Genomic DNA, 23912 nt, shown 5'->3' on the forward strand with positions numbered 1-23912 from the left:
ATCCGTGCGGCTCTTGCAAATATAAAGTTTATCAAACATTGGCAAGTTTGTCAACTTATTTTTCTTCATTTAAATATGAATTTATAAAGTCAATCTTTCCAATTTTATCAACAACTATATCGTCAGTGCTCATATTGTCATCCATTTTAAAAAATAGTTTAATGCTGTATTTGTTTTCAACTTCCTTGATAATATCCGTGCAGTTGTTTTTTATGAAATTGTTCATAAGATAACCGCATTTAAGAACAACAGCGTCCGACGAAGTGTTTCTTTTTATGTTTTTTATTATGCTTTCAAGCCTGAAGAAAACATACAGCTTTGACCCTGTCCTTCCGCTTCCGCTGCAATGGCTGCACTGCTGTGTTATAAGGTTGTAGAAGTTATCCTTATTTTTCTTTCTGGTGATTTCCATAAGATTTAGTTTCGTCATTCCGAGGATGTTTGTTTTCGCCTTGTCTTCCTTGAACACTGATTTTGCTTTGTTAACTATGATTTCTATATTATCCTTACTTTTAACATCAATGAAATCAATTATTATGATTCCACTTATGTTTCGAAGCCTCACCTGTCTGGCTATTTCATCTAAGGCAGAAAGATTAATTTGAAGTGCGGTTTCCTCCATGTTTTCGCTTCCTATGAATTTGCCGCTGTTTACATCAATAACCGTCAATGCTTCAGTTACATCAATGAAAATAGAACCTCCGTTTTCAAGCTCTACCTTTCTCTGGAAAAGTGTCTTGATTTGATTTTCCACATTGAAGTCTTGAAATGCTCTTTCAGACTCAATAATTCTAATATTCTTTAGATTGTCACCACATCCCTTAACAAGAGAAGTGATTTTATCCTTTGTTTTCTTGTCCTCTACATATATTTCATCAACTGTAGAATCTATGGAATCCAAAAATACTTTTTCCACCAGGGAATTGCTTTTGTACAGAAGCTTAGGGGCATAGGAATAATTGTTTTCCTTTTCTATCTGATTGTATATATATGAAAGCATATTGTATTCATTTTCAATTTCTTCTCTTTCACAATCTTCGGAAAACGTCCTGATAATCATTCCGTTTCCATCAGTCATGATTGACTTGCCAATTTCCGTGAGCCTTTTTCTTTTTTCAGCATCCTTGATTTTCTTTGATATGTTAACTTTAGTGCTTTTGGGAATAAGGGCTATATATTTGCCTGAAATTGAAATATCAGTTGTTACAGCTATGTTTTTTTCACCGATTGGTTCTCTTGCAATCTGCACAAGGATTTCCTCACCCTTTTTCAAAACATTAACAATGCTTTTAGCATCCTTTTTCTTCAGATTCTTTTCTTTCAGGAATTTATCTGAAAGCAAGTCATCCAAAAATATATATGCGTTTTTTTCAAGACCCACATCAATAAAGGCGGCTTCCATACCAGGCAATATGTTCATTACTCTTCCTTTGTAAATGTTCCCAACCAAACTTTTGTAGTCCTTTTCTTCGTGCATAAAATCATGCAGTCTTCCATCTTTAAGGATTGCCACCTGATCGAAAAAAACCGAATTATTGATTATAATCTGCTTCATAATAACCCCCCCTTTCAATAATTAAGAATTAAGAGTTAAGAATTAGTTAAAGCAATCAGGCATAGCCTGATTGCAACATTTAATTTTTCACTCTTCATTCTTAATTCTTAATTGGTTTTTTAAAGAATTGGCTGCATGTTTTTATCCAGAGCATCTATTTTCATTATAGAATGATAATCTGCGGTGAAGCCTCTTTCTTCCATTAGCTTTAAAAGCTCGTCAACTTTCATGCTTCCTGTTTCTGTTGTCAAAAAAACGGCTTCCACTTTTAATTTTCCTTCCGAAAGTCTTTCGGCTTTCAGATATTTTATATAATCCAATGTGTTTATGTCTTTAATAACTGTTTTGTTTTTCTTGTTCTTTTTCTGCCTTGGGTACACAAGTCCCGTCTCTAACATTTCATTGAACAAAATATTGAGATTGTCTGCATCCATTGTTTCTGATTCAAGTGTTATTATATATTCTGCATAGGCGCACCTTGACATTATGGATTCCTGTTCTTCAGTTTCCTTTGATTTTTGAATCTGCATTTCTTTGGGCAGCACTTTGTTAATCTTACTTACAAAATCTTCAGGATCAACATGTTCATTGAATTCAAGCTCAAAATATTCACCAATGCTTTCAGTTCCCAATGACAGTGGATATCCGAAGGCCGTCTTCATGTGAGGATTGAATCCTTCTGAATATTTTGCAGGAAGACCTGTTCTTTTAACAGCTCTTTGGATGAATCTTAAAACATCCAGGTGTGAAATATATTTTAAATTTCCTGTCTTGCTGTACTTATTTATTAACTTGCACATGAGGGCATGCACCTCCTAATAATCTATGGTTCACGCCGCAGTTCACGCATTGCTGTCTGCAGTCAGGTGTTGTTGTATATCCCATTGATTTTTCATATTCACTTACAAGGAATTTCTTGTCAACTCCTATGTCAATGAAGTCCCAAGGAAGAACTTCTGTGAGAGATCTCTCCCTTCTTCCGAAAAAGTCAGCGTCTGTTGAAGTTTCTTCAAAAGCTTCCATCCACTTGCTAAAATCAAACATGTCATACCATCCGTCAAATCGGCAGCCTTTTTCCCATGCTCTTATAAGCGTAGAAGAAAGTCTTCTGTCTCCTCTTGCAAACACTGCTTCAAGGTAGCTTAATTTAGGCTCGTGGTAGCTGAAGGAAACTTTTTTGTCCTTTATTTCCCTCTGCAGTGATTTAGCCTTGTCGAAAAATTCTTCCATGCTGTCCTGCTTAACCCACTGGAACGGCGTGAAAGGTTTAGGCACAAAGCATGATGCACTGGCATTTATTTTTAAGTTTCCTTTTATGTCTTCTTTTGGTCTCTGGAAGAATTTATCCTTTACCTTGTAGGCAAGTTCCTTTATTCCAAGAACATCTTCCATTGTTTCTCCCGGAAGTCCTATCATGAAATAAAGCTTAACTGTTGACCATCCAAGGTTGAATGCAGTTTCCACAGGTCCCAATATTTGTTCTTCCGTAAGATTTTTATTTATGACATCCCTCATCCTTTGAGTACCGGCTTCAGGTGCAAATGTAAGACCTGATTTTCTTACTTCCTGTAGTCTTTCAATGATGTCAAACGTCATTGAGTCAAGCCTTAGTGAAGGAAGAGAAATGCTTACATTTTGATTTTCATACATGTCTAATAGCTTCAGTGTAAGGTCCGGAAGACATGAGTAATCGCCGGAACTAAGTGATGTAAGAGATATTTCATCATGTCCCGTTGAATCAATAAGTCTTTCGGCTTGTTTTACAAGAGTGTCTGCTTCTTTTTCCCTAACAGGTCTGTAAACCATTCCTGCCTGACAGAAACGGCAGCCTCTGGTGCATCCGCGGAAAAGCTCAAGGACAACACGGTCATGAACAACGTCAATGTAAGGAAGAATACTTTTTTCAGGATAAAAACTTTTATTCAGATCTCTGATGATTCTTTTAGTGATTATTTCCTTAGCATTTTCATTAAGTGTCTTTCTTCCTTTTACAGTGCCGTCTTCATTGTATAATTCCTCATAGAATGAAGGAACATAAATTCCATCCAATTTTGCTGCTTTTTCAAGAAAAACAAGTCTGTCAAATCCGTTTTTCTTTTCTTCTTCATAAAGCTTCAAAAGTTCAGGGAGAAGTTCTTCTGTTTCTCCTATTGTAAACAGGTCAATGACTTCATAAAGAGGTTCAGGATTGTAAGCGCATGGTCCTCCTGCAATAACAAGAGGCATATCATTTGTCCTGTCCTTTGACCTTACAGGGATTTTCCCAAGATCAAGCATGTTCAGGATGTTTGTGTAGCTCATTTCATACTGAAGAGTGAATCCAACAAAATCAAATTCCATTAATTCGTCCTTGCTTTCAAGTCCGTAAAGAGGAATGTTGTTTTTGCGCATTATTTCTTCCATGTCTGTCCATGGAGCAAAGACTCTTTCGCACCACACATTTTCCATGCTGTTCATGAGATGGTACAAAATGTGCATTCCTGTATGTGACATTCCTACTTCGTAAACATCAGGAAAAGCAAAAGCAAATCTTACATTTACATCTTCTTTGTTTTTTACAACAGAGTTAAGCTCGCTGCCCACATAACGGGCAGGTTTTTCAACCTTCAAAAGCTCTCTGTCTAACTTTTTCATATCTATCATAGTGTTTCCTTTCTATATTATATAACGCCAAGAAATTTTCCATGTTGTAAAATTAAATATAATAATTATTTTTAACTTTATTGACATTACAATTCATTTAAATTCTATATATTTTATCATAACCAATATTAAATGACAACTTATAAAGAAAATTTATTTGTAAAAAGCTTGAAATATTGTATTGCTTGAAATATTATAGTATTTGAATACATATAGCGGAGGTTAAAATGAACTACGAAGAATCAATAGAATTCATTCATTCAACTTACAAATTCGGTTCCAAATTAGGACTTGAAAATATTACTAGACTCACAGAACTTCTTGGCAATCCACAGGACTCTTACAAAATTATCCACGTTGCAGGAACAAACGGAAAAGGTTCCACAAGCAACATGATTCACGATGTGTTAATGGCCTCAGGATACAAGACAGGACTTTTTATAAGCCCTTTTCTCGAAGAATTCACAGAAAGAATACAAGTGAACAAGCACCACATAGACAAGGAATCCCTTGGAAAAATAACTTCTCTGGTGAAGGAAAAAATTGCAGTGATGCTTGAGGAAGGCTACAATCATCCCACGGAATTTGAAGTTGTCACTGCCATAGGTTTTAAATACTTTCAGGAACAAAACATAGACTTTCTTGTGCTTGAAGTAGGCATGGGAGGAAGGTTTGACGCTACAAATGTTGTAAAAAACACCCTTGTATCCGTCATAACATCCATAAGCTTCGACCACATGGAGTATCTTGGAGACACACTTGAAAAAATAGCATTTGAAAAAGCAGGCATTATAAAGGAAAATTCAAGCGTAATAATATATCCGCAGGTTGAAAATGTTGTGAAAACAATAAGTGATGTTGCTGAAGGGAAAAACTCAAAAGTATATGTTGTGAACATTAAAGATATAGAAAAAACCCGGGGAAATCTCACAGGCCAGTGGTTTAACTATCTGAAAAAAGATGTGTTCAACCTTCCTGAAACAAAAATGAACTTCCTTGGAGAACATCAGCTCTACAACGTGCTCACAGCACTTCGTGCCCTTGAAATATTAAAAACATCAGGATACAACGTAACAGAAGAATCAATAGCAGAAGGTCTTGGAACATGCCGTTTTGCCGGAAGGTTTGAGATCCTTAAGGAAAATCCGGTAATTGTCCTTGACGGCGGCCATAACATAAACGGAATAGAATATTTTTCTAAGGCTGTGAAGGAAAACTTCAATGAAAATAAAATCACTTTGTTTTTTGGAATGCTTAAGGACAAAAACCCTGAGGATGTTCTTCCTTTTATTATTCCTCTTTGCAAAAAAGTTTACACATTGACTCCTAACAATCCGCGTGCCATGAAGTCGGAAGATCTGGCAGCACTAATCAGAGAACACTATGAAGTTGAGGTTGCTCCTCTTAACTCATATGAGGACACACTACCTATTTTAAATGCAGCAAAAAAAGAAGACTACATAGCATTTGTAGGCTCCCTTTACATGATAGGCGACATAAGAACTCTTTTAAAAAATAACGGCTTCATAGAAAATAAATAAATAAACAGCAAAAAGAGGCTGCTGCATTAATGATTTTTATCGTGTCATTCTGAGGGCTTTAGCCCGAAGAATCTCATACCTTCAAAAGATGAGATCCTTCGCTATCGCTCAGGATGACATGAAAATGCAGCAACCCCTTTATTTTAATTCTTAACTCTTCATTCTTAATTCTTCATTTTATTTTAATTCTTAATCATTGATTTTTAATGCAATTAAAAATCAATGAGCCCCAAACTTATTTTCAGGCAATCGTCAACTTCGCCCATGAGATTTTTATCAAACCTGCCTATTTTTTCTTTTAAACGCTTCTTGTCGATTGTGCGAATCTGTTCTAAGAGAACTACAGAATCCTTAGGCAGACTGAAGTCTTCAGAACTTATCTCTATGTGTGTGGGCAGCTTTGCCTTATTAATCTGAGAAGTAATTGCAGATACAATAACTGTTGGACTATATCTATTCCCTATGTCGTTTTGTACAACTAAAACCGGCCTCACGCCCCCTTGTTCTGAACCTATGACAGGGCTTAAGTCGGCATAGTATACATCTCCCCTTTTAACAATCAAACTATTCACTTCCTATTAATTTTGTTTCATAGCTTAAAAAGTCCTCATAGTCCCCTTCTGAGTATTCTTCTGTAATACTTTTGTTAATGTTGCTCATTTCCAAATATCCGGCCTTCATCTTGTTTCTGATTTCAAGCTTTCTTTTTTCAATTAAATAAAACCTTATTGATTTTCTAATAAAGTCGCTTCTGTTTGTTCCTTCTTCTTTAACGGCATTATCCAGTTCTCTCAGCAGGTTTTCCGGAATGGATATCAATATTTTCTTATTATCAGCCAAATCACACACCTCACAATTGCATCTCAGTTCATGTTTTATTAGTAATTTTACCACATGAATACTAAAAGTTGTATGGTAACTTTTTGTATTTATGTGAAATATTATTCCTCTACTTTTATGTTTTCATACTTAATAGTCTTAACCAAATCGTCATTTTTATAAATAAAAATTGTGTCTGGAAGCAAGTTTTCACTGCTAAAGCTAAGAACATGCCTGAACGTTCCGTCCCAATAGATTATTTCCTCAGACAATCCGTCTTCCGTGTTTTGAAACTTCGAAAGATCAATATCCTGCACAAGATACTTTTCCGTCTTGAAGTTTTCAATTGTTACACTGCCATCCGGAAATTTGTCGTTGCTTAAAACGCACCTGCCCCCTGAGAGATAAGCAGTGTTCCACGTTTGATTTCCAGAGGACAATTTGATGCTGTAATTATTGTCTCTTGAGATTATGCTCAAGTTGTAAGTGTCTTCTCTTGTTTGTTCATACACCTGCATCACCGCATCTGCAGTATAATTAACAGGTATCGAAAATGTTTTGTCTTCTTTTTTACAGCTTGAAAGCAATAAAACAATCAAAATCAGGCAGCAAATTTTAAGCTTCATACCAATATCCTCTCCATAGTTATATAATACATATATGATTGAATTTCAAAATATATGCCTAATAACTTAGATACTATTCAGCCACACAATAGGCAACAGCATACTCTCTGGTGTGGGATATGGATAGATGGATTGTTTCAATATTTAATTCCTGGGCTCTTTTTTTTGCATTATTTTTTAAAATAATTCCCGGTTTTCCCATTTCATCCTTCACAACTTCTATGTCGCAGGGGCCGAAATTTGTAAATCCGGTGCCAAGGCACTTTGATACAGCTTCTTTTGCTGCAAACATTCCTGCAGCAGTCTGAGGATTGAATTTCCTTGACTCTAAATATTCAATTTCAACCGTTGAATAAATTTTATGAAGGAATCTCTCATTTTCAATGTTATTTTTAATTCTGTCCACTTCCGTCATATCTATTCCTGTGCCTTTTATCATTGTCCGTACTCCTTTTTAAGAAAAAAATTAATTGACAAAGTTCTTCATGTATATAATAATTATATTACATGTTTAAATGCATTACAACTAATACTAACAATTCTTCAATAAAGGAGTCAACATATGAGTAATGTAACAGTAGTCTCTCATCCATTGATACAGCACAAACTGACAATGCTTAGAGACAAAAACACATCTTCAAAAGATTTCAGAGAACTAGTAAGAGAAATAGCAATGCTAATGGCTTACGAAGTAACAAGAAATCTTCAGCTTAAAGACATAGAAATTGAAACGCCCATAATAAAGACAACAGGAAAGGTCCTTGCAGGTGAGGATATTGCAATAGTTCCGGTACTTCGTGCTGGCCTTGGAATGGTCGATGGTATGCTTGATTTAATACCAAATGCAAAAATAGGCCACATAGGATTGTACAGAAATGAAGAAACATTGGAACCTGTTGAATATTACTGCAAACTTCCAAGTGACATCGGAAACAGAATAGTAATAATTACAGAACCAATGCTTTCAACCGGAGGCTCAATGAACGGAGCAATAGCATTATTAAAGAAACACGGCGCAAAAAAAATAAAATCAATACACTTGGTATGTGCTCCCGAAGGGCTTAAAAAAGTTACAGATGCTCATCCTGATGTTGAAATTTACACTGCAAGCATTGATGAAAAATTCAACGACATAGGTTACATAGTACCTGGCCTTGGAGATGCAGGCGACAGATTGTTCGGCACAAAGTAAGCAGATGTCCCAAATCTTCGATTTGGTGACAGTCGCTTATACTTTGTAAGTGAAAGCAGACGACCAAAATCTTCGATTTTGTGTCGGTCGCTTATCCTGAGCAGTAGTGAAGGATCTCATTTGATAAACGAAGAGGTTTGACGCCTCACAAGAGATAAACTCTTGTACCCAAAAAAATTTCGCCGAATCGGCACGAACATGTGAAAATTTACTATAAATATATAACAAGCAAACAGGGCGGATTTTAATCCGTCCTTAAGTTTACTATGAGGTGGAAATGAACAAGCTTTTTAAAACCAGCAAAGACAACGTATTTCTTACAACACTGATTATAATTGCTCTTCCTGTAGTAATACAAAATATCATAAGCATCGGTCTTAACATGATTGATACCATAATGGTAAGCAGCCTGGGTGAAAATGCTATTTCAGCTGTAGGCCTGGCTAACAGAATTTATTTTATTTTTACTACAATATGTTTTGGAATTTACAGCGGAGCTGCTATTTTCATAGCTCAGTACTGGGGAGCCCAGGACAAAATAAGCATCAAAAAAGTTTTCGGAATTGACATAATAATAGGCTCGTTTCTTTCAATTTTGTTTTCTTTGACAGTATTCTTTTTCAGAGATCAAATAATGAGAATATTCATAGACGATCCCACTGTAATAGCTCTTGGAAGCAAGTATCTTAAAATTGTGTCGTTTTCATATTTTTTCACTGCAATTTCCTTTGCTTTCAGCTTCAACTCAAGAGCAATACATATGCTCAAAATGCCTACAGCAGTAAATGCAGTTGCACTTTTGATAAATACATTCATAAACTGGCTTCTGATAAATGGAAATCTTGGATTTCCCGCACTTGGAGTAGAAGGAGCGGCAACTGCAACACTTTTTGCAAGAATTTTTGAATTTACAGCTCTTATATTTCTTATTTACAGAAATAAAAATCATCCCCTTGCTGCTTCCATAAAGGAAATGACTTCTTGGGACATGAATATGTTAAAAAAGGTTCTTAAAACATCATTTCCTGTAATTTTGTCTGAAACTGCTTGGTCTGTGGGAACGAGTGTATACTTCATAGCATACGGCTACATGGGAGCTTCGGCAATTGCAGTTGTTCAAATAGCCTACAACATATCTGATTTTTTCCAGGCTTTTTTCTTCGGCATAGGAAATGCAAGTGCTGTAATGATAGGAAATGAAATTGGAAAAAATGATATTGAAAAAGCACGTGACTATAGCAACAGAATACTAAAAATAACATTTGTTCTGAGCATAATTCTTGCTTCACTGCTGTTTGTGTCAAGAGGAATGATAGCAAGTTACTTCAACCTGGAACAATCAACTAGCATTTCCCTGAACAAGACATTGATTGTGTTTACGGCATACTTCACTCCCAAAATGTTCTCATACATTTTCATCTGCGGAATACTCCGTTCTGGAGGAGATACAAAGTTTTGCATGATCGTAGACATTGTAACCATATGGTTCATAGGTGTTCCTGTTGCATTTTTCTCAGTCCTTGTTTTAAAGCTTCCAATACACTGGGTAATGGCCATGGTTTTTGCAGAAGAGCTCATAAAATCCATCACTGTACTTAAAAGATACTACAGCAACAAGTGGATTAACAATTTAATAATGGAATAGCAAAGAAGGCGCAAGCCTTTTTTGAATTATTGACAAAATGTTTTCACAATGATATGTTTATTATGACTATGGGGAGGATATTATGAGGCATATTTTTATAATTAATCCTGTTGCTGGCAAAGGCAGATCTCAGTCTGAAATTGCAAGCAACATTAATTCTCTGCTACAAAACAAGGAAATACAATATGAAATTTATTATACCAGGTACAAAGGCGATGTTAAGTCATTTGTTGACAGCAAGTGTACGGACAAGTCTCCTGTGGTATTTTATGCATGCGGCGGAGACGGAACGCTTCATGAAGTCATAAACGCAGCTGTGTCTTACAGCCATGCTAGCGTAGGTGTTATTCCCTGCGGTTCCGGAAATGATTTCGTGAAAAACTTCAACAACCATTATCTTTTTGGTGATATTGCAGCTCAGGTATCAGGCGAAACAGTAAAGCTTGACATGATAAAAGCACAGAATGAATATTCCGTTTCAGTATGCAACATAGGATTTGATGCAGATGCGGCATTCAACATGCACAAATTTAAAAAAATTCCTTTTATTACAGGCTCCGGTTGCTACATTCTTTCTGTTTTATACTGTTTATTAAAAAAACTCGGCAAGAAACTGAAAGTTGTGCTGGATGATGACTACACATTTGAAGGAACATTTCTGCTTGGAGTTGCAGCTAACGGTCATTCCTATGGAGGAGGCTATAAATGTGCTCCAAAAGCTTTGATTAATGACGGAGTCATAGATGTTTGTTTCGTAAATAAAATGTCGAGATTTAAGATTCTGGGCCTTATAGGAAGCTACAAAAATGGAACGCACCTGGAAAATGAAAAACTTAAAGATTACATCACATACAAAAAATGCAAGACATTGAAAATCATAAGTCAAGAATCAATCAACTTATGTGTTGACGGTGAAAATTATGTATTTGAAGAAATTGATTTTGAAATTGTTCCTGAATCACTGAATTTCCGTCTTCCTAAAGGAGTTACGGTTCAAGGTTCAAAACCTCAAAAAGCGCAATAAAAAAGACGACCCTCATAGAATCGCCTGACTATTGACAAACTCTGACGCTGTCATCCTGAACGATAGTGAAAGTTGCCCTAACCCTATTTTTCAGGCGTTTTTCTGAAAAATAGCGGTAGGTCATTCGCAATGAGCACCAAATTTATGCGAGCGTTAGCGAATAAATAAATTTGTGTGCGAAACTGCGGGATCTCATCTTTATTGAAAACATGAGATTCTTCGGGCTACGCCCTCAGAATGACAACGTCGGAAGTAATTTTTTCATCAAAGATGATTCTTAATTGAATCGTCTTTTTATTTATTTTAATTAATTGATTGAAAGTCTTTCGGTCAAAGCTGAATTCTTCATCACAGCACTTACAACCTGTGTTCCTACAAGTGTCACCACTACAATTTCTCCTATGGCAACATACATGGCATTCAGCATAAAAGGTGTCTGGAACAGATACGTAAGCTCTAGTCCAACAAAAATTGCATTTGATAAAACAGGTCCCAAACTTGCCAGGTACATGGATTTTTTATTGTATCCAAAAGTTTTTCTTATAGCTGCAATGTACAATATTGCAATCAGAGTTGCAAATGAACCAACAACAACGTCAATTACCCCAAGTGGGCTTGTGAAGTTAGCCAATATGCATCCAAGGACAAGTCCCAGACCATATCTTGGCTCAATGAACGCGAAAAGCACCAATATTTCAGATACACGAAACTGTACCTGACCATAGCTCATAAATGCAAAGGCATAGGTAAGCGCTGCATAGGCTGCCGCTATGAGGGCAGTGTGTGTTAAAAATTTTAAATTTACGTTTTTTTCCATTAAAAAAACTCCTTTCGAATATAATTCTCGGAGTCACTAAAAAAACCTTGATTTTTAAAGTGGGTGCCAAGAAAACACTTGGAGATTCTGCAATGCAGAACCTCCATTGTATATAATTTTTATTATCTCTTGCTGAACTGTGAAGCTCTTCTTGCTTTTTTCAAACCGTATTTCTTTCTTTCTTTCATTCTTGAATCTCTAGTTAAGAATCCGGCTTTTTTAAGTATTGGTCTTAATTCTCCATCTACCTGAAGAAGTGCTCTTGAAATACCGTGTCTGATTGCTCCGGCTTGGCCAGTGTATCCGCCGCCTTTAACATTAACCAATACATCATACTGTCCTAATGTGTCAGTGATCACCATTGGTTCTCTAACGATAGTTCTTAAAGTTTCATACTTGATGTAATCTTCCAAGTCTCTTTTGTTTATATTGATTTTTCCAGTTCCTGGAACTAATCTTACTCTAGCAATTGCGCTTTTTCTTCTGCCTGTTCCTCTGTATTGTACGTTCATTTAATCGTCCTCCTCCCTAATTAAAACTCGTATACTTGTGGTTTCTGAGCTTGATTGTTGTGCTCTGGACCAGCGTATACTTTAAGTTTCTTCAACATTTGTCTTCCAAGGCTGTTTTTTGGAAGCATTCCTTTTACTGCAAGATAAAGAGGTTGAGTCGGTTTATCCTGGAATAAGTTTCTGTAAGGAGTTTCCTTCAATCCACCTGGATATAGAGAGTGGTGTCTGTATAATTTCTGATCTAATTTTTTACCTGTCAATACAACTTTTTCAGCATTTACTACTATAACAAAGTCTCCTGTATCAACGCTTGGTGTATATATTGCTTTGTGTTTACCTCTTAAAAGTTTAGCAACTTCAGTTGCGAGTCTACCTAAAGTTTTTCCTTCGGCATCTATAACATACCATGCCCTTTCAACTTCATTAGGTTTAGCCAAGAAGCTTTTCATCTTGTTTCCTCCTGTAATTTTCAATATTAAAATTTGTATATCAATCTATTCAAAAAACCTAACTCCGGGGCATTGGACCGGTTTTTCTTTGCATTTCATACCTAGGATATTTTATATTACCTATAATTAAATGTCAAGACTTTTTTTTAATTATAGGTAAGCTCTCTTTCCTATAATACTTTTTTATAATTGACACTTAACAAAAATAATCCTTCCGGTGCTGCTGTTTGTCCCAGAAGGGCTCTTTCTTTTGTTTCAAGGGCATTTTCTATACATGATATTTCCTTTAGACCCTTGCCCACATCAATGAGTGTTCCTGCTATTATTCTCACCATGTTGTACAAAAATCCACTTCCTGTGACATAAAGCCTGATGAGATTTCCTTCTTTTTCTATTCTTGTGCTGTAGACTGTCCTAACAGTTGTCTTTGCCTGTGAACCGGCTGCCATGAACGCTTTGAAGTCATGAGTGCCAACTATCAGTTTAAAAGCTTTCTCCATTTTGTCCACATCAAGTATTGATGGAACAAACGTTGAGTAGTTTCTGTAAAATGGGTTGCCTACCCTGCTGTTGTATATCTGATACATATACGTCTTGTCGTGAGCATCGAATCGTGAATTAAATTCCAATGGAACATCAACACTATCAAGAATGCTTATGTCATGAGGCAAATTAGCATTAAGGGCAATTTTTATTTTTTGCTCTTCTATTCTTGTATCAGCCTTGAAGTTTGCTACTTGCCCAAGAGCATGAACCCCGCTGTCAGTCCTTCCGGAGCCAGTCAGTTCAATTTCCTGCTTCATTACCCTGGCTGCAGCATTTTCTATAACTTCCTGAATTCCGATGCCGTTTTTCTGCGTCTGCCATCCGTTGTAGTTTGTGCCGTCATAGGCTACTGTTAACTTAATGTTTCTTACCATATTTTCAATGCGATTACAACTGCAAAATAAACAATAAAAATAAATGTTGCAGCATAATCTCCCTTAGATATTTTAAGCTGTCTCATGCGTGTTCTGTTTTCTCCGCCTCTATAACATCTTGCTTCCATTGCCATAGCCAGTTCATCAGCCCTTCTGAATGCACTTATAAACAACGGCACCAATAGCGGCACCAGATTTTTTGCCCTGCTCATAATGTTTCCGCTTTCAAAATCGGCTCCTCTGGATTTCTGAGCCTTCATTATTTTTTCAGTTTCCTCCATGAGTGTTGGAATGAAACGAAGTGCTATTGTCATCATCATTGCAAGCTCATGAGCCGGAAGTCCGAATCTTTTAAATGGCTTTAAGAGGCTTTCTATACCATCAGTCAGAATTATGGGCGATGTTGTAAGTGTAAGAAGCGATGTTCCCATTATCAGAAGCGTAAGTCTTATGGCCATGAAACCCGCCTGTTTCAAACCTTCCTCTGTTATCTTGATAAATCCTGCCTGGAAAATTATTCTTCCTGGTGTCATTAGAAGATTAATAACAAATGTTATGATTATTATCATGAGTATGGGTCTTAAGCCCTTAATTACAAACTTTACAGGAACCTTTGATATTGTAATGGCTGCTGTAAGAAACACCACAACTATTAAATATGTTGAAAAACTGTCAATCAAAAACAATGAAACCAAAAATGCCAGAGTTATTATTATCTTAACCCTTGGGTCGAGATTGTGAACAGGTGATTCGACAGGATAATGCTGTCCTATGGTTAAATTTTTAAACATAATTCCTCCTCACTTCCTTGAGTATTTCTTCCTTGGCTTCTTCAACAGTGAGTATATCAGGCCTTATGTTAAATCCTCGTTTTCTAAGTTCATTGACGATTTCTGCTACCTGAGGAACTCCAAGTCCGATTTTTTTAAGTTCTTCAGAATGGGAATAAATTTCCTTTGGAGTTCCCTGCATGTGTATTTTGCCCTTGTAAAGTACTATTACTCTGTTTACAAGCTTGGCAATGTCTTCCATGCTGTGAGAAACAAGGACAACCGTCACATTTGCTTTTTTGTGAAGTTTCTTTATCTGTTCGAAAATTTCATTTCTTCCTGCAGGATCAAGCCCTGCAGTAGGTTCATCAAGAATGAGGTAATCAGGTTTCATTGCAAGAACACCTGCAATGGCAACTCTTCTTTTTTGTCCTCCTGAAAGGTCAAACGGTGATTCATCCTTTATGCTTTTATAGTTAAACCCTACAAGCTCCAGGGCTTCCTTGACTCTCTTTTCTGTTTCTTCTTCGGAAAGGTTTAAATTCATGGGACCAAAGGCAACATCCTTGGCAACAGTTTCTTCAAATAGCTGATATTCCGGATACTGAAAAACCAAACCCACAGTCTGGCGTATTTTGCTCAACTTTTTCTTGTCTTCCCCAACAACTGTGTCATTGACAATTATTTTTCCGTCAGATGGTTTTTCCAGGCCGTTTAAAAGCTGAATCAGCGTGGATTTTCCGGAACCGGTGTGTCCTATTACTCCCAGAAAGTCCCCTTCTTTTATTTCCAGGTTTATATCATCAAGAGCAACAGTCCTGAAAGGTGTTCCTTCGCTGTAAATATATTTTATGTTTTCTGCTTTTATTGACATAACAAATCCACCAAATCCTTTACGTTTATTATATCAGGTGGTATATTAAGACCTTCCTTGGCAAGTTCCTGTGCAAGCTCAGTTACTTGTGGAACATCAAGTCCAAATTTTTTTATAGCTTCAATATTTTTAAAAACGTCTTTAGGGGTACCATCCAATTTTATATTTCCCTTGTCCATAATAACAACCCTGTCTGCAAGAACGGCTTCATCCATGTAATGAGTTATGAGAAGTATTGTCTTACCCTGGGCATCCAGTTTTTTGAGTGTGTCCATAACTTCTTTCCTACCTGAAGGGTCAAGCATTGCTGTTGGCTCATCCAGTATTATGCAGTCAGAATTAAGAGCAAGAACACCTGCTATGGCAATTCTCTGCTTTTGTCCCCCAGATAAAAGATGTGGTGGTCTTTTTCTGTATTCATACATTCCAACAGCATTTAAGGCATCATCCACCCTTCTTCTTATTTCAGAAGATTCAACCCCTTGATTTTCAGGTCCGAATGCGATGTCTTCCTCAACTATTGTTGCAACAAGCTGGTTGTCAGGATTCTGAAAAACCATTCCGGCTGCCTGTCTTATGTCCCAGAGCTTGGAATCATCTGCTGTGTCCATTCCCTTTACATAAATTTTTCCTTCTGTAGGAAGAAGTATGGAATTTATTAATTTTGCCAGAGTTGACTTGCCTGAACCGTTGTGACCGATTATAGCAGTGAACTCGCCTTTTTTAATATTCAGACTGCAGCCGTCAACGGCGTAGTCCGTATCTTCCTTGCTGTATTTAAACTTGACATTTTCAATTTTAATTATGTAATCGTCCATCATACACCTGTATTCATTTAAATTGTGCGTCACTTCGCATTAAGATAATATCATCAATCACATAATTTTACAACAGTAATTTTAATCATGTTATTCAAACTTAACGTAAAATTGTTTGAAATTTAAGGAAATCTAAAGCAATCCGCATTCAATGCGTCTTGGTGTTGCAGGGTCAAAATTTAATTCATCTTTGAAATCAGCACAGTAAATTTTGCTTTTGAAATTAATTGACCTGATTTTTTTATAAAGCAAATCTGCCGGGTCGTCAGAGGAAATTCCTATGACGAACATTTTGTAATTTTTTTTGATAATCCGGGCAATTTGGTTTAAAAAGCAGCTGTAGTATTCCATGTTTCCGTCTTTTGAATAAAAAAAAGAAAGCATGGGAAAATCAAGTTCTTTACCTTCCTCAGGAATTTCTATGTACCCAAGAAATTTTGAAACAAATGAAAATTTCCTAATTGTTTTTAATGTTTTTGAATATCCCTTAACTATGTACTGCTTAAATCCTTTCTGGTTCCACAGCGCTCCGAAGGCAAGTATTTCTCCTCTTTTTTCCAGGACGTAACAATCATTAATACTAAGTCCGTAAAAATCTGTAATATTATTTATGACCGTTGAAAAATTATATTTTATCATTTCTATTCTTAAAAATTCATGGACATTGTAAAGGTCATCACTTTTTATACTTCTGAATGTTAAGCCTTCCGGACACACTTTCGTAAATATTTTGGGATTCATTATGTATGTTGTGTAGTCGCATAGAGGCATGAGCTCTGGAAAAAAGCTTCTTTTTTTATAAAACATTTTTTCTGCTGCTTCATTACCGGACAAAAATGAGCAAAGATAAAAACCTAAATCCTGCTTTTCAACAAAGTGGACTACATCTTTCCAGTTTATCACGCCATTATAATCATTCCTTTTTCTTATTCCCCCTACATATCCGGCAGATACTTTTTTTCCGTTAACATAGTAGCATCCGGGAATGCAGGCTGCCTGAAAAGCAATCTTTCCATTTTTGTCCCTTATTATGGCAATCTTTGAATCCTTGTTTTCTTTTTTGTATGATTCAAAGGCATTTGTCTTCCTGGTGTAAATAAGTTCAATATCCCCCTTAGATGTTTCTGATTCAATTATTTCAAGCATTTCAATGCCGTCTTCTTTAACGGCTTCTTCAACCTTGTTTATCATATGTTATCCTCATCCATGTTTTCGCCTATGGGTATGCCAAAGCGCTTGTCCACTTCAAAATGAAAAAGAATGTTCTGATACCAGTACACCATGTTTATTAGAGTCTTCTTTGTGCGCCTTAAAAGTGTTATTCCTCTTTTTAATATGGAGAAGAATGTATAGTATTTTTTCTTGTACTTCCTGCAGAGATTTTTAAGCTCAAAGTCAGAAACAAGCTTCGGCATAAATGAGATTGTGCCAAATGTGTATCCTTTTTCAAGCCACCAGCTTTCATGAAACAGTCTTCCTTCCTCCAGAAATCGTTCATATGTTCTTGTTCCCGGAAAAGCCAATAAATGATTGAAGGCGGTTACAAAAAACTCATGGCGTCTGCAAAATTCAAGATTTTTTATGAAGCTTTCCTCGTCATCATGATCAAATCCAAATACAAAACTTGCATAGATGCTTATGCCGCATTTGTGAATTTTATCAACAAGCTCGTCCCTTTCTCCAAGACGAACCGACCATGTCTTGTTCATTTGCTCCAGGTTTTTAGGATCAATTGATTCAAACCCTATTAAAATCATTTCGCATCCGCTTTTTTTCATTAAATTAAGAATTTCTTCATCACGGGCAATGTCAAGAGTGACCTGAGTCACCCATATGATATTTAGTTTTTCTACTTCTTTAAAAAGTTCTCTAGCAAAATCTCTGTCTGAAAAAATGCTGTCATCCACAAAAAAGTAAATTTTATTGCGGCACATTTTAATTTCTTCCACTATGTCACTTATTTTTCTGTGCATATAATTTCCGTTGTAATATGAATGGATGGAGCAAAATTCACACAGGTGGCGACAACCCCTTCCTATTTCAACCAATGAAATTGGAAGGTATTTATTTTGTTTGTCAGCATAAATGCTTCTGTCCGGAAGCCCGTAGTCAATGCTCATTTTGCCTTCATATATATTGCGGAAATTTTTGTTTTCAATGTCCCTGAGCACTTCTTCCCACACTTCTTCAGCATTCCCCTTGACCACTATGTCGGCGTGCTTAATAACTTCATGTTCTGCCAATGTTGAATGGTATCCTCCCATGACAACTATTTTTCCTCTTTGTTTAAATCTATCTGCAATTTCATACGCTCTTCTGGCCGTATACGTTTCAACTGTTATTGCCACCACATGAGTTTCACAATCATAGTCAATTTCTTCAATGCGGTCGTCAAAAAAATTTCTTTCATATATTTCTGGAGTGAGCTTATTTAAAACTGCAATGGTCAATGGTTCCATGAGCCAGGACTTTAAATATTTTTCATTTTTCTTCCTGCCTATTCCAGGCAAAACAAATGTTATTTTCATCATTGTCCGTCCTTAAATCCAAATTTCATTCCTTGTTTCCTGAAAACTTCTTTTTTGAATATTGGGTTGTATAACATGTATGTCAAAAGCTTGTAAGGATTTCGCATGTTTGTTTTAAAATCAAATGCCCTGTAAATTATGGAACTCACAGAATTGTAATTTTTCCTGCACCAGAATGATATTTCCGTAAGCTCAATAGCCGACATGTTCTTTGGAATAAACGATGCATAGTTGAACCTGTAATCATGATGGAGCCACCACTTACCGTCATAAAGAAGTCTTTCTTTACTTAAAAGTTCATTGTAAAGAGGAGTTCCCGGATATGGCATCAAAATGTTGTATGCAGAAAAGGAAAATTTATTTTTAAGGGCAAAATTGTATGTTTCTTTGATTGAATCAAGTGTGTCTGTGTCATGGCCCAGAGTGAAGGCAGCCCATATCTGAAGTCCATATGATTTAAGCAATATGATTGCTTCTTTGTACTCATTGTCTGCATAACTTTTGTTGATTCCCTTTTTCATGGCTTCTATGCTTTCAGTCTTTATTGATTCAAAGCCTACCACAAGACCCATACAGCCGCTTTTTACCATAAGGTCCATAAGATCTTTATCTTCAAGCATATCAAGGCTTGCCTGACTTACCCATTTAATTTTCAGAGGTATGATAGCTTGAAACAGTTCCTTGGCTTTTTCCTTGTTGCCAACAATGTTGTCGTCAACAAAAAACAACACCTTCCTTTCCTGGCTTTTGATTTCTTCAATTACTTCAGAAACATCCCTGCAGTAATGGTGGTGTTTGAAATATACGCTTGAAGCACAAAAGCTGCATGAATTCCTGCATCCCCTGCTAAACTGCAAAAGTGTAATGGGAAGATAGTTTTTTCCCTTGAAAATATCCCTTCTTGCGATTATTCCTTTTTGAGGAACAGTAACTTCACTGCAGACATATTCATCCTTTAAACATCCATTACGCAGATCCTCTATCATTTCCGGCCACTTGTCTTCTGCATCTCCAATCATTACGCTTGTTGCATGTTCCTTAACCTCAGAAGGAATAAGCATGGCATGCATTCCTCCCATGAGTACTTTGACTCCCTTGTCCATGAACTGACGGCTTATTTCATAGGATCTTCTTGCAGTGAATGTTTCAACAGTTATACATACAAGGTCTGTTTCTTCATCATAGGGAATAACTTCTGCCCTGTCATCGTACATTACAACTTCTATGTCAGGTGGGGTGAGTGCAGCAAGTATTCCAAGCTGCAGGGGCTCCATCCTGCTTTCATCCACATACAGACTGTGGCCTCTTCTTCCTATGTTTGGTTTAATCAGCGTAATTTTCATCTCTGCCACCAAGTTTCCTTCCCTGTTTGAACATTATTTCAAATCTGGATACCAGATTGGTAATCAAATAGACATGCACATTTTTTAAATTGCTTCGACTCATCATTCTTTTAAAAATATTTCCCAAGGAATAAAATGAATAACGTGCATCTCTGCAGCTTTCTGAAAGTTGTATGCCAGTCATGTTTTCAGGAACAATCATTGAATCTCCGTACCTGTAGTTTTTTTCAAGCCACCACGTGTCGGCAGTAAGCCTGTTCTCCCACTTAAGCCTCTCATATAGGGCAGTACCCGGCATTGCCATGATAGGATTGAAATTTGCAATTGCAAATTTATGATGTACAGTAAAATCCACTATCTCCTGTGCAGAATCCACTGTGTCTTCCCCATAGCCTATTACAAATGTGCCGTAAACCATGAGTCCTGCACCATAAATATTCTTCAAAGCTTTTTCATAATCAAATCTCATGTTTGCCTTCTTGTTCATCTTTTTCAAGTTTTCTTCATTTAAAGATTCAAAACCAATGAGAACCATCATACAGCCGCTATGTTTCATGATTTTCAAAATTTCGGCGTTTTCTGCTATGTCCATTGATATTTGGCATGCCCATTTCTTTCTGAGTTTCTTCATGGCCATGAAAAGATTTACAGCTTTTTCCCTGTCTGCAAAAATGTTGTCGTCTACGAAGAAAATATATTTTTCCTTAATTTTTTTAATGTCAATTGCTACATTTTCAACATTTCTTGTGCGCACACTTCCTTTATAAAAAGCGTTTATGGAACAGAAATCACAGCTATACCTGCATCCCCGGCCAAACTGCACCAATGCAATGTTGTTGTAATATTTTCCGTTAAAAACCGTGTAGTCATATTTCACTTGGTACAAATCCGAATTGTTTTTGCTTATATATTTTTTCTTTATGGAGTTTTTCTTAAGGTCTTCAACAATCATGGGCCATGTGTCTTCTGCTTCTCCCACTACAACAGCATCTGCATAATGTAGGCATTCATCGGGAACCATGGTCGGATGAAATCCTCCCATGATTACAATTTTATTTTCTTTTTTGTACTTTTGTGCAAGAAAATAAGCCCGTCTGGCGGAAAATGTGTCCACAGTCATGGCCACAACTTGAGCATCAAGATTTTCTGGCAATTTTTCTATTTTTTCATCATAAAATTCTATGGGTGCCTTTGTAAGAGGCTTTATTATTGCAAAAACAAGGGGCATCATTGCATCCCTTGACTTATTCCCGAACATGCCGGGTCTTATAAATGCTATGTTCATATTGCTCCTTTAATCTGGAATATCAGAATTGTCAGCCATAACAGATTTGCCGTACACTTCAAAAGATTCAGCATATTTTTTATATCCGAAATTCAGGCCGAAATAAATGCCATATAAAATATTGATTTTCCATAAATTTTTTATGTCTATGCGCTTTATTATATTTTTAACTGAATAAGATTCCTTCCAAGCTAATTTGATTCCTTCTTCAAGTTCATTTACAGTCATATTCTTTGGTCTGTAAACAACATGCTCCACGTCGTACATGGACCAGTCCGTTTCAATTATTCTGTCTTCCCTTTCAAGCTGCCTGTAATAATCTGTTCCAGGAAATGGAGTAATAACAGAAAACCTTGGCAAATCTATTTTTGCTTCCAGACACAAATTTACAGTTCTTAAAAATACGTCTATTTCATCATCGTCGCTTCCAAAGGCAAAGCATCCCATTACCATTATGCCGTGAGAGTGTAATTTATCCATGAGAAGCTGGTATTCATAAACTTTGTTGACGCCTTTTCTCATGCTATTCTGGGTTTCCTGATTTACAGACTCAAATCCTATGAGGAGTCCCTTGCAGCCGCTTTTTTCAAACAGCTCAATGAGTTCATCGTCAGCTCCTATTGCTGAAGTTGTCAGACCGAACCACCACTTTTTAAGAGGTATTATTTCCCTAAAAAGCTCCTTTGCAAATGTAGTGTCTGCTATTAAATTAACATCAGGAAAGACAACAAACCTGCCCTTAAGAGTTTTTATTTCATCTATTATATTTTGTACTGTCCTCTTGTAGAGCTTATTTCCAAAAGCCTTAGGATAGGCGCAGAATGTGCAGTTTAAGTTGCATCCACGTATTGCCTCTACAGTGTTCAATGTAATGTATTTATCTTCTTTTAAAAGGTCTTTGCGGGGTAGAGGACGATTTTCAACAGTGGTGTTTTCTCCTTGAAAATACAGTCTCTGCATGCAATCATCCCGGAAATCTCTTAATGCTCTCGGAAAATTGTTTTCTCCCAGTCCCACAACAACTGAATCAGCATGTTCCATTGCTTCATAGGGCTTAAGAGAAGGATGAACTCCTCCTAAAATTACCTTTATGCCTCTTTTTCTGAAATAGTCGGCATACCTGTAGCACCTTGAAGCAGTTCCTGTAATGCAGGTAATTGCAACTATGTCAACATTAATATCAAGAGGAATTTTTTCAGCCGTTTCATCATAAATTTTTACATCAGCGCCCAGTTCTTCAGGAACAAGTGCTGCAAGTAGAGCCAGGGTTATGGGCGCATAGTGAAGATTTTTATGAAACATTCCGTTGTAGCGGTGCATTGCACCAGCTGGAGCTAACAGTGCTATTTTCATTTTATCCTTCCTTTGACTTTAGTTTATAAACGAAGAAACTGCCATTAAAATATATGATACCAACACTATGCTCAGCAATAACTTGTTTTTTCCCAGTCTTCCAAGCATAAGATTTCCCCTTGAATGTTCTGTGGCTTTTATGTAACCGGGTATGACAAGCAGTGACGTTATGACTGCAACTATGCCCCCAACCACCTGAATCATTGATATGAAACTAATGGGAAGAAACAGTGCCGCCAAAAGAGAAGGAACCGTGGCCCCCATGAAGGCACCATTCCTTTTCACTTTAATCTCAGTGCAGATTATGTCAATCTGAGCCAGGGCTATGGACAAATATGAAGTGAACATTGCCAAAACAACAAACAAAGCACACACTACCTTTGTCACATTTCCTAGAGAGCTGCTAAGCCCTATGGTGGCAACCTGAGTTACAGTATCTGAAGCTTTTATTACAGAAAATGTAAAAAAGAGAGTTATGGCTGCATTAATTGCAATCCCTGCGATTATTGCAGTCTTTAACTTATTTTTATTTTCAATGTTGTTTGCAGCCTGAGGAATGGAAAACAATGCAGAAAATGAAAACATCACCAGTCCGTACAATGCAAGTGCTCCCCTATAGCTTCCAAAAGTTAGTTCCATATTCCTTACAGAATGGTTCACGGACTTGACAGTTAAAAACAATACCACACCACCAATTATAATCATGGAATACTTTTCACTGACACCTATTATTTTTATTCCTGCAACAACTATTAAAGAACTGACGCCGTAAAATATTATTTTTGAAACTGAAGGAGCAATACCAAAAGATTCAGTTAATACTTCTGCAGCAACCAAAATATATATTGCAAGGTTGAAAAGAAGCACCACTGCAAGCACTGCAAAAAACAAAGTCGAATACAGTCTTTCATTTTTTCCTTTAAACAAGTGCTCCTTGAAAATTCCCATGAGCTGCGTAGAATTTTTAGAATTCAAAACAAGATCTGCAACCAGCAGATGCATGAGTGCACTTGCAGCAAATGCAGCAGCTACTGAGAATACTATTCCAAACAAGCCTGTCCTTGAAGCAGCGTAGGGAATGGCAAGAATTCCGGTTCCAAGACCGCTTCCTGCAATAAGCATTGCAGCTTCCCATGCAGATATTTTTTTACTATCCATAAGTTCTCCTCAACACAATGTTAACGTTATTTTACCCAAT

The 23912-nt window shown here is 36.7% G+C and carries 24 protein-coding genes; 4 read left to right on the plus strand and 20 right to left on the minus strand.

The features are described 5' to 3' along the window. Positions 1–55 precede the first annotated feature (55 nt). The 3 genes from BN358_RS16025 to BN358_RS16035 form a co-directional block, all read right to left on the minus strand. Positions 56–1555 (minus strand): Rne/Rng family ribonuclease, encoded by a 1500-nt coding sequence (locus BN358_RS16025; protein WP_019229548.1) that lies wholly within the window; start codon positions 1553–1555, stop codon positions 56–58. Positions 1556–1674: 119 nt separating this feature from the next. Further along, on the minus strand, positions 1675–2355 hold the full coding sequence (locus BN358_RS16030; protein ID WP_019229549.1) for a TIGR03936 family radical SAM-associated protein: 681 nt from the start codon (positions 2353–2355) through the stop codon (positions 1675–1677). Beyond that, complete coding sequence (locus BN358_RS16035) at positions 2336–4189, minus strand: TIGR03960 family B12-binding radical SAM protein (RefSeq protein ID WP_040583836.1); 1854 nt, start codon at positions 4187–4189, stop codon at positions 2336–2338. Before BN358_RS16035 ends, BN358_RS16030 begins: the two co-directional genes overlap by 20 nt. A gap of 236 nt (positions 4190–4425) precedes the next feature. On the opposite strand from BN358_RS16035, the gene BN358_RS16040 reads away from it, so the two are divergent. After that, positions 4426–5739, plus strand: a complete 1314-nt coding sequence (locus BN358_RS16040) for a folylpolyglutamate synthase/dihydrofolate synthase family protein (protein WP_019229551.1) — start codon at positions 4426–4428, stop codon at positions 5737–5739. 212 nt (positions 5740–5951) lie between these two features. On the opposite strand, the gene BN358_RS16045 is transcribed toward BN358_RS16040, so the two are convergent. From BN358_RS16045 to acpS, 4 genes are all read right to left on the minus strand, one after another. After that, a complete protein-coding gene (locus tag BN358_RS16045; protein ID WP_019229552.1) occupies positions 5952–6302 on the minus strand; it encodes a type II toxin-antitoxin system PemK/MazF family toxin in 351 nt (116 codons plus the stop codon). Between the two features lies 1 nt (position 6303). Continuing rightward, complete coding sequence (locus tag BN358_RS16050; RefSeq protein WP_019229553.1) at positions 6304–6579, minus strand: CopG family ribbon-helix-helix protein; 276 nt, start codon at positions 6577–6579, stop codon at positions 6304–6306. Positions 6580–6680: 101 nt separating this feature from the next. Continuing rightward, positions 6681–7184: a hypothetical protein gene (locus BN358_RS16055; protein WP_019229554.1), complete on the minus strand. Its 504-nt coding sequence runs from the start codon at positions 7182–7184 to the stop codon at positions 6681–6683. 73 nt (positions 7185–7257) lie between these two features. After that, positions 7258–7623: a holo-ACP synthase gene (gene acpS, locus BN358_RS16060; protein WP_019229555.1), complete on the minus strand. Its 366-nt coding sequence runs from the start codon at positions 7621–7623 to the stop codon at positions 7258–7260. A 123-nt stretch (positions 7624–7746) separates the two neighbouring features. Between acpS and upp the strand changes: the two genes are divergently transcribed. The 3 genes from upp (at position 7747) to BN358_RS16075 (ending at position 11045) form a co-directional block, all read left to right on the plus strand. Continuing rightward, on the plus strand, positions 7747–8376 hold the full coding sequence (upp, locus tag BN358_RS16065) for a uracil phosphoribosyltransferase (protein ID WP_019229556.1): 630 nt from the start codon (positions 7747–7749) through the stop codon (positions 8374–8376). 277 nt (positions 8377–8653) lie between these two features. After that, positions 8654–10021, plus strand: a complete 1368-nt coding sequence (locus BN358_RS16070; protein WP_019229557.1) for an MATE family efflux transporter — start codon at positions 8654–8656, stop codon at positions 10019–10021. An 82-nt stretch (positions 10022–10103) separates the two neighbouring features. Then, positions 10104–11045 (plus strand): diacylglycerol kinase family protein, encoded by a 942-nt coding sequence (locus BN358_RS16075; RefSeq protein WP_019229558.1) that lies wholly within the window; start codon positions 10104–10106, stop codon positions 11043–11045. A gap of 307 nt (positions 11046–11352) precedes the next feature. On the opposite strand, the gene BN358_RS16080 is transcribed toward BN358_RS16075, so the two are convergent. The 13 genes from BN358_RS16080 to BN358_RS16140 form a co-directional block, all read right to left on the minus strand. After that, on the minus strand, positions 11353–11862 hold the full coding sequence (locus BN358_RS16080; RefSeq protein WP_019229559.1) for a QueT transporter family protein: 510 nt from the start codon (positions 11860–11862) through the stop codon (positions 11353–11355). 122 nt (positions 11863–11984) lie between these two features. Next, a complete protein-coding gene (gene rpsI, locus BN358_RS16085) occupies positions 11985–12374 on the minus strand; it encodes a 30S ribosomal protein S9 (protein WP_019229560.1) in 390 nt (129 codons plus the stop codon). Positions 12375–12394: 20 nt separating this feature from the next. Continuing rightward, entirely contained in the window at positions 12395–12823 is a 429-nt protein-coding gene (rplM, locus tag BN358_RS16090; protein ID WP_019229561.1) for a 50S ribosomal protein L13, read from the minus strand. A 170-nt stretch (positions 12824–12993) separates the two neighbouring features. Continuing rightward, positions 12994–13743, minus strand: coding sequence for a tRNA pseudouridine(38-40) synthase TruA (truA, locus tag BN358_RS16095; RefSeq protein WP_019229562.1), 750 nt, complete (start codon positions 13741–13743; stop codon positions 12994–12996). Further along, positions 13737–14534 (minus strand): energy-coupling factor transporter transmembrane protein EcfT, encoded by a 798-nt coding sequence (locus BN358_RS16100; RefSeq protein ID WP_019229563.1) that lies wholly within the window; start codon positions 14532–14534, stop codon positions 13737–13739. Before BN358_RS16100 ends, truA begins: the two co-directional genes overlap by 7 nt. Then, on the minus strand, positions 14527–15387 hold the full coding sequence (locus BN358_RS16105) for an energy-coupling factor transporter ATPase (protein WP_019229564.1): 861 nt from the start codon (positions 15385–15387) through the stop codon (positions 14527–14529). Before BN358_RS16105 ends, BN358_RS16100 begins: the two co-directional genes overlap by 8 nt. Then, positions 15378–16205, minus strand: coding sequence for an energy-coupling factor transporter ATPase (locus BN358_RS16110; protein ID WP_019229565.1), 828 nt, complete (start codon positions 16203–16205; stop codon positions 15378–15380). Before BN358_RS16110 ends, BN358_RS16105 begins: the two co-directional genes overlap by 10 nt. A 132-nt stretch (positions 16206–16337) precedes the next feature. Continuing rightward, positions 16338–17396, minus strand: coding sequence for a hypothetical protein (locus tag BN358_RS16115; protein ID WP_019229566.1), 1059 nt, complete (start codon positions 17394–17396; stop codon positions 16338–16340). Next, entirely contained in the window at positions 17393–18736 is a 1344-nt protein-coding gene (locus BN358_RS16120) for a radical SAM protein (protein ID WP_019229567.1), read from the minus strand. The genes BN358_RS16115 and BN358_RS16120 overlap by 4 nt, the downstream gene beginning before the upstream one ends. Continuing rightward, on the minus strand, positions 18733–20076 hold the full coding sequence (locus BN358_RS16125) for a radical SAM protein (RefSeq protein ID WP_019229568.1): 1344 nt from the start codon (positions 20074–20076) through the stop codon (positions 18733–18735). The genes BN358_RS16120 and BN358_RS16125 overlap by 4 nt, the downstream gene beginning before the upstream one ends. After that, a complete protein-coding gene (locus BN358_RS16130; protein ID WP_019229569.1) occupies positions 20057–21361 on the minus strand; it encodes a radical SAM protein in 1305 nt (434 codons plus the stop codon). Before BN358_RS16130 ends, BN358_RS16125 begins: the two co-directional genes overlap by 20 nt. A 9-nt stretch (positions 21362–21370) precedes the next feature. Beyond that, positions 21371–22714 (minus strand): B12-binding domain-containing radical SAM protein, encoded by a 1344-nt coding sequence (locus BN358_RS16135; RefSeq protein WP_019229570.1) that lies wholly within the window; start codon positions 22712–22714, stop codon positions 21371–21373. A gap of 18 nt (positions 22715–22732) precedes the next feature. Further along, positions 22733–23872, minus strand: a complete 1140-nt coding sequence (locus tag BN358_RS16140) for an aromatic amino acid transport family protein (protein WP_019229571.1) — start codon at positions 23870–23872, stop codon at positions 22733–22735. Between the last annotated feature and the right edge of the window lie 40 nt (positions 23873–23912).

Origin of the sequence: Sedimentibacter sp. B4, assembly GCF_000309315.1 — a bacterium.
GTDB lineage: Bacteria > Bacillota > Clostridia > Tissierellales > Sedimentibacteraceae > Sedimentibacter > Sedimentibacter saalensis.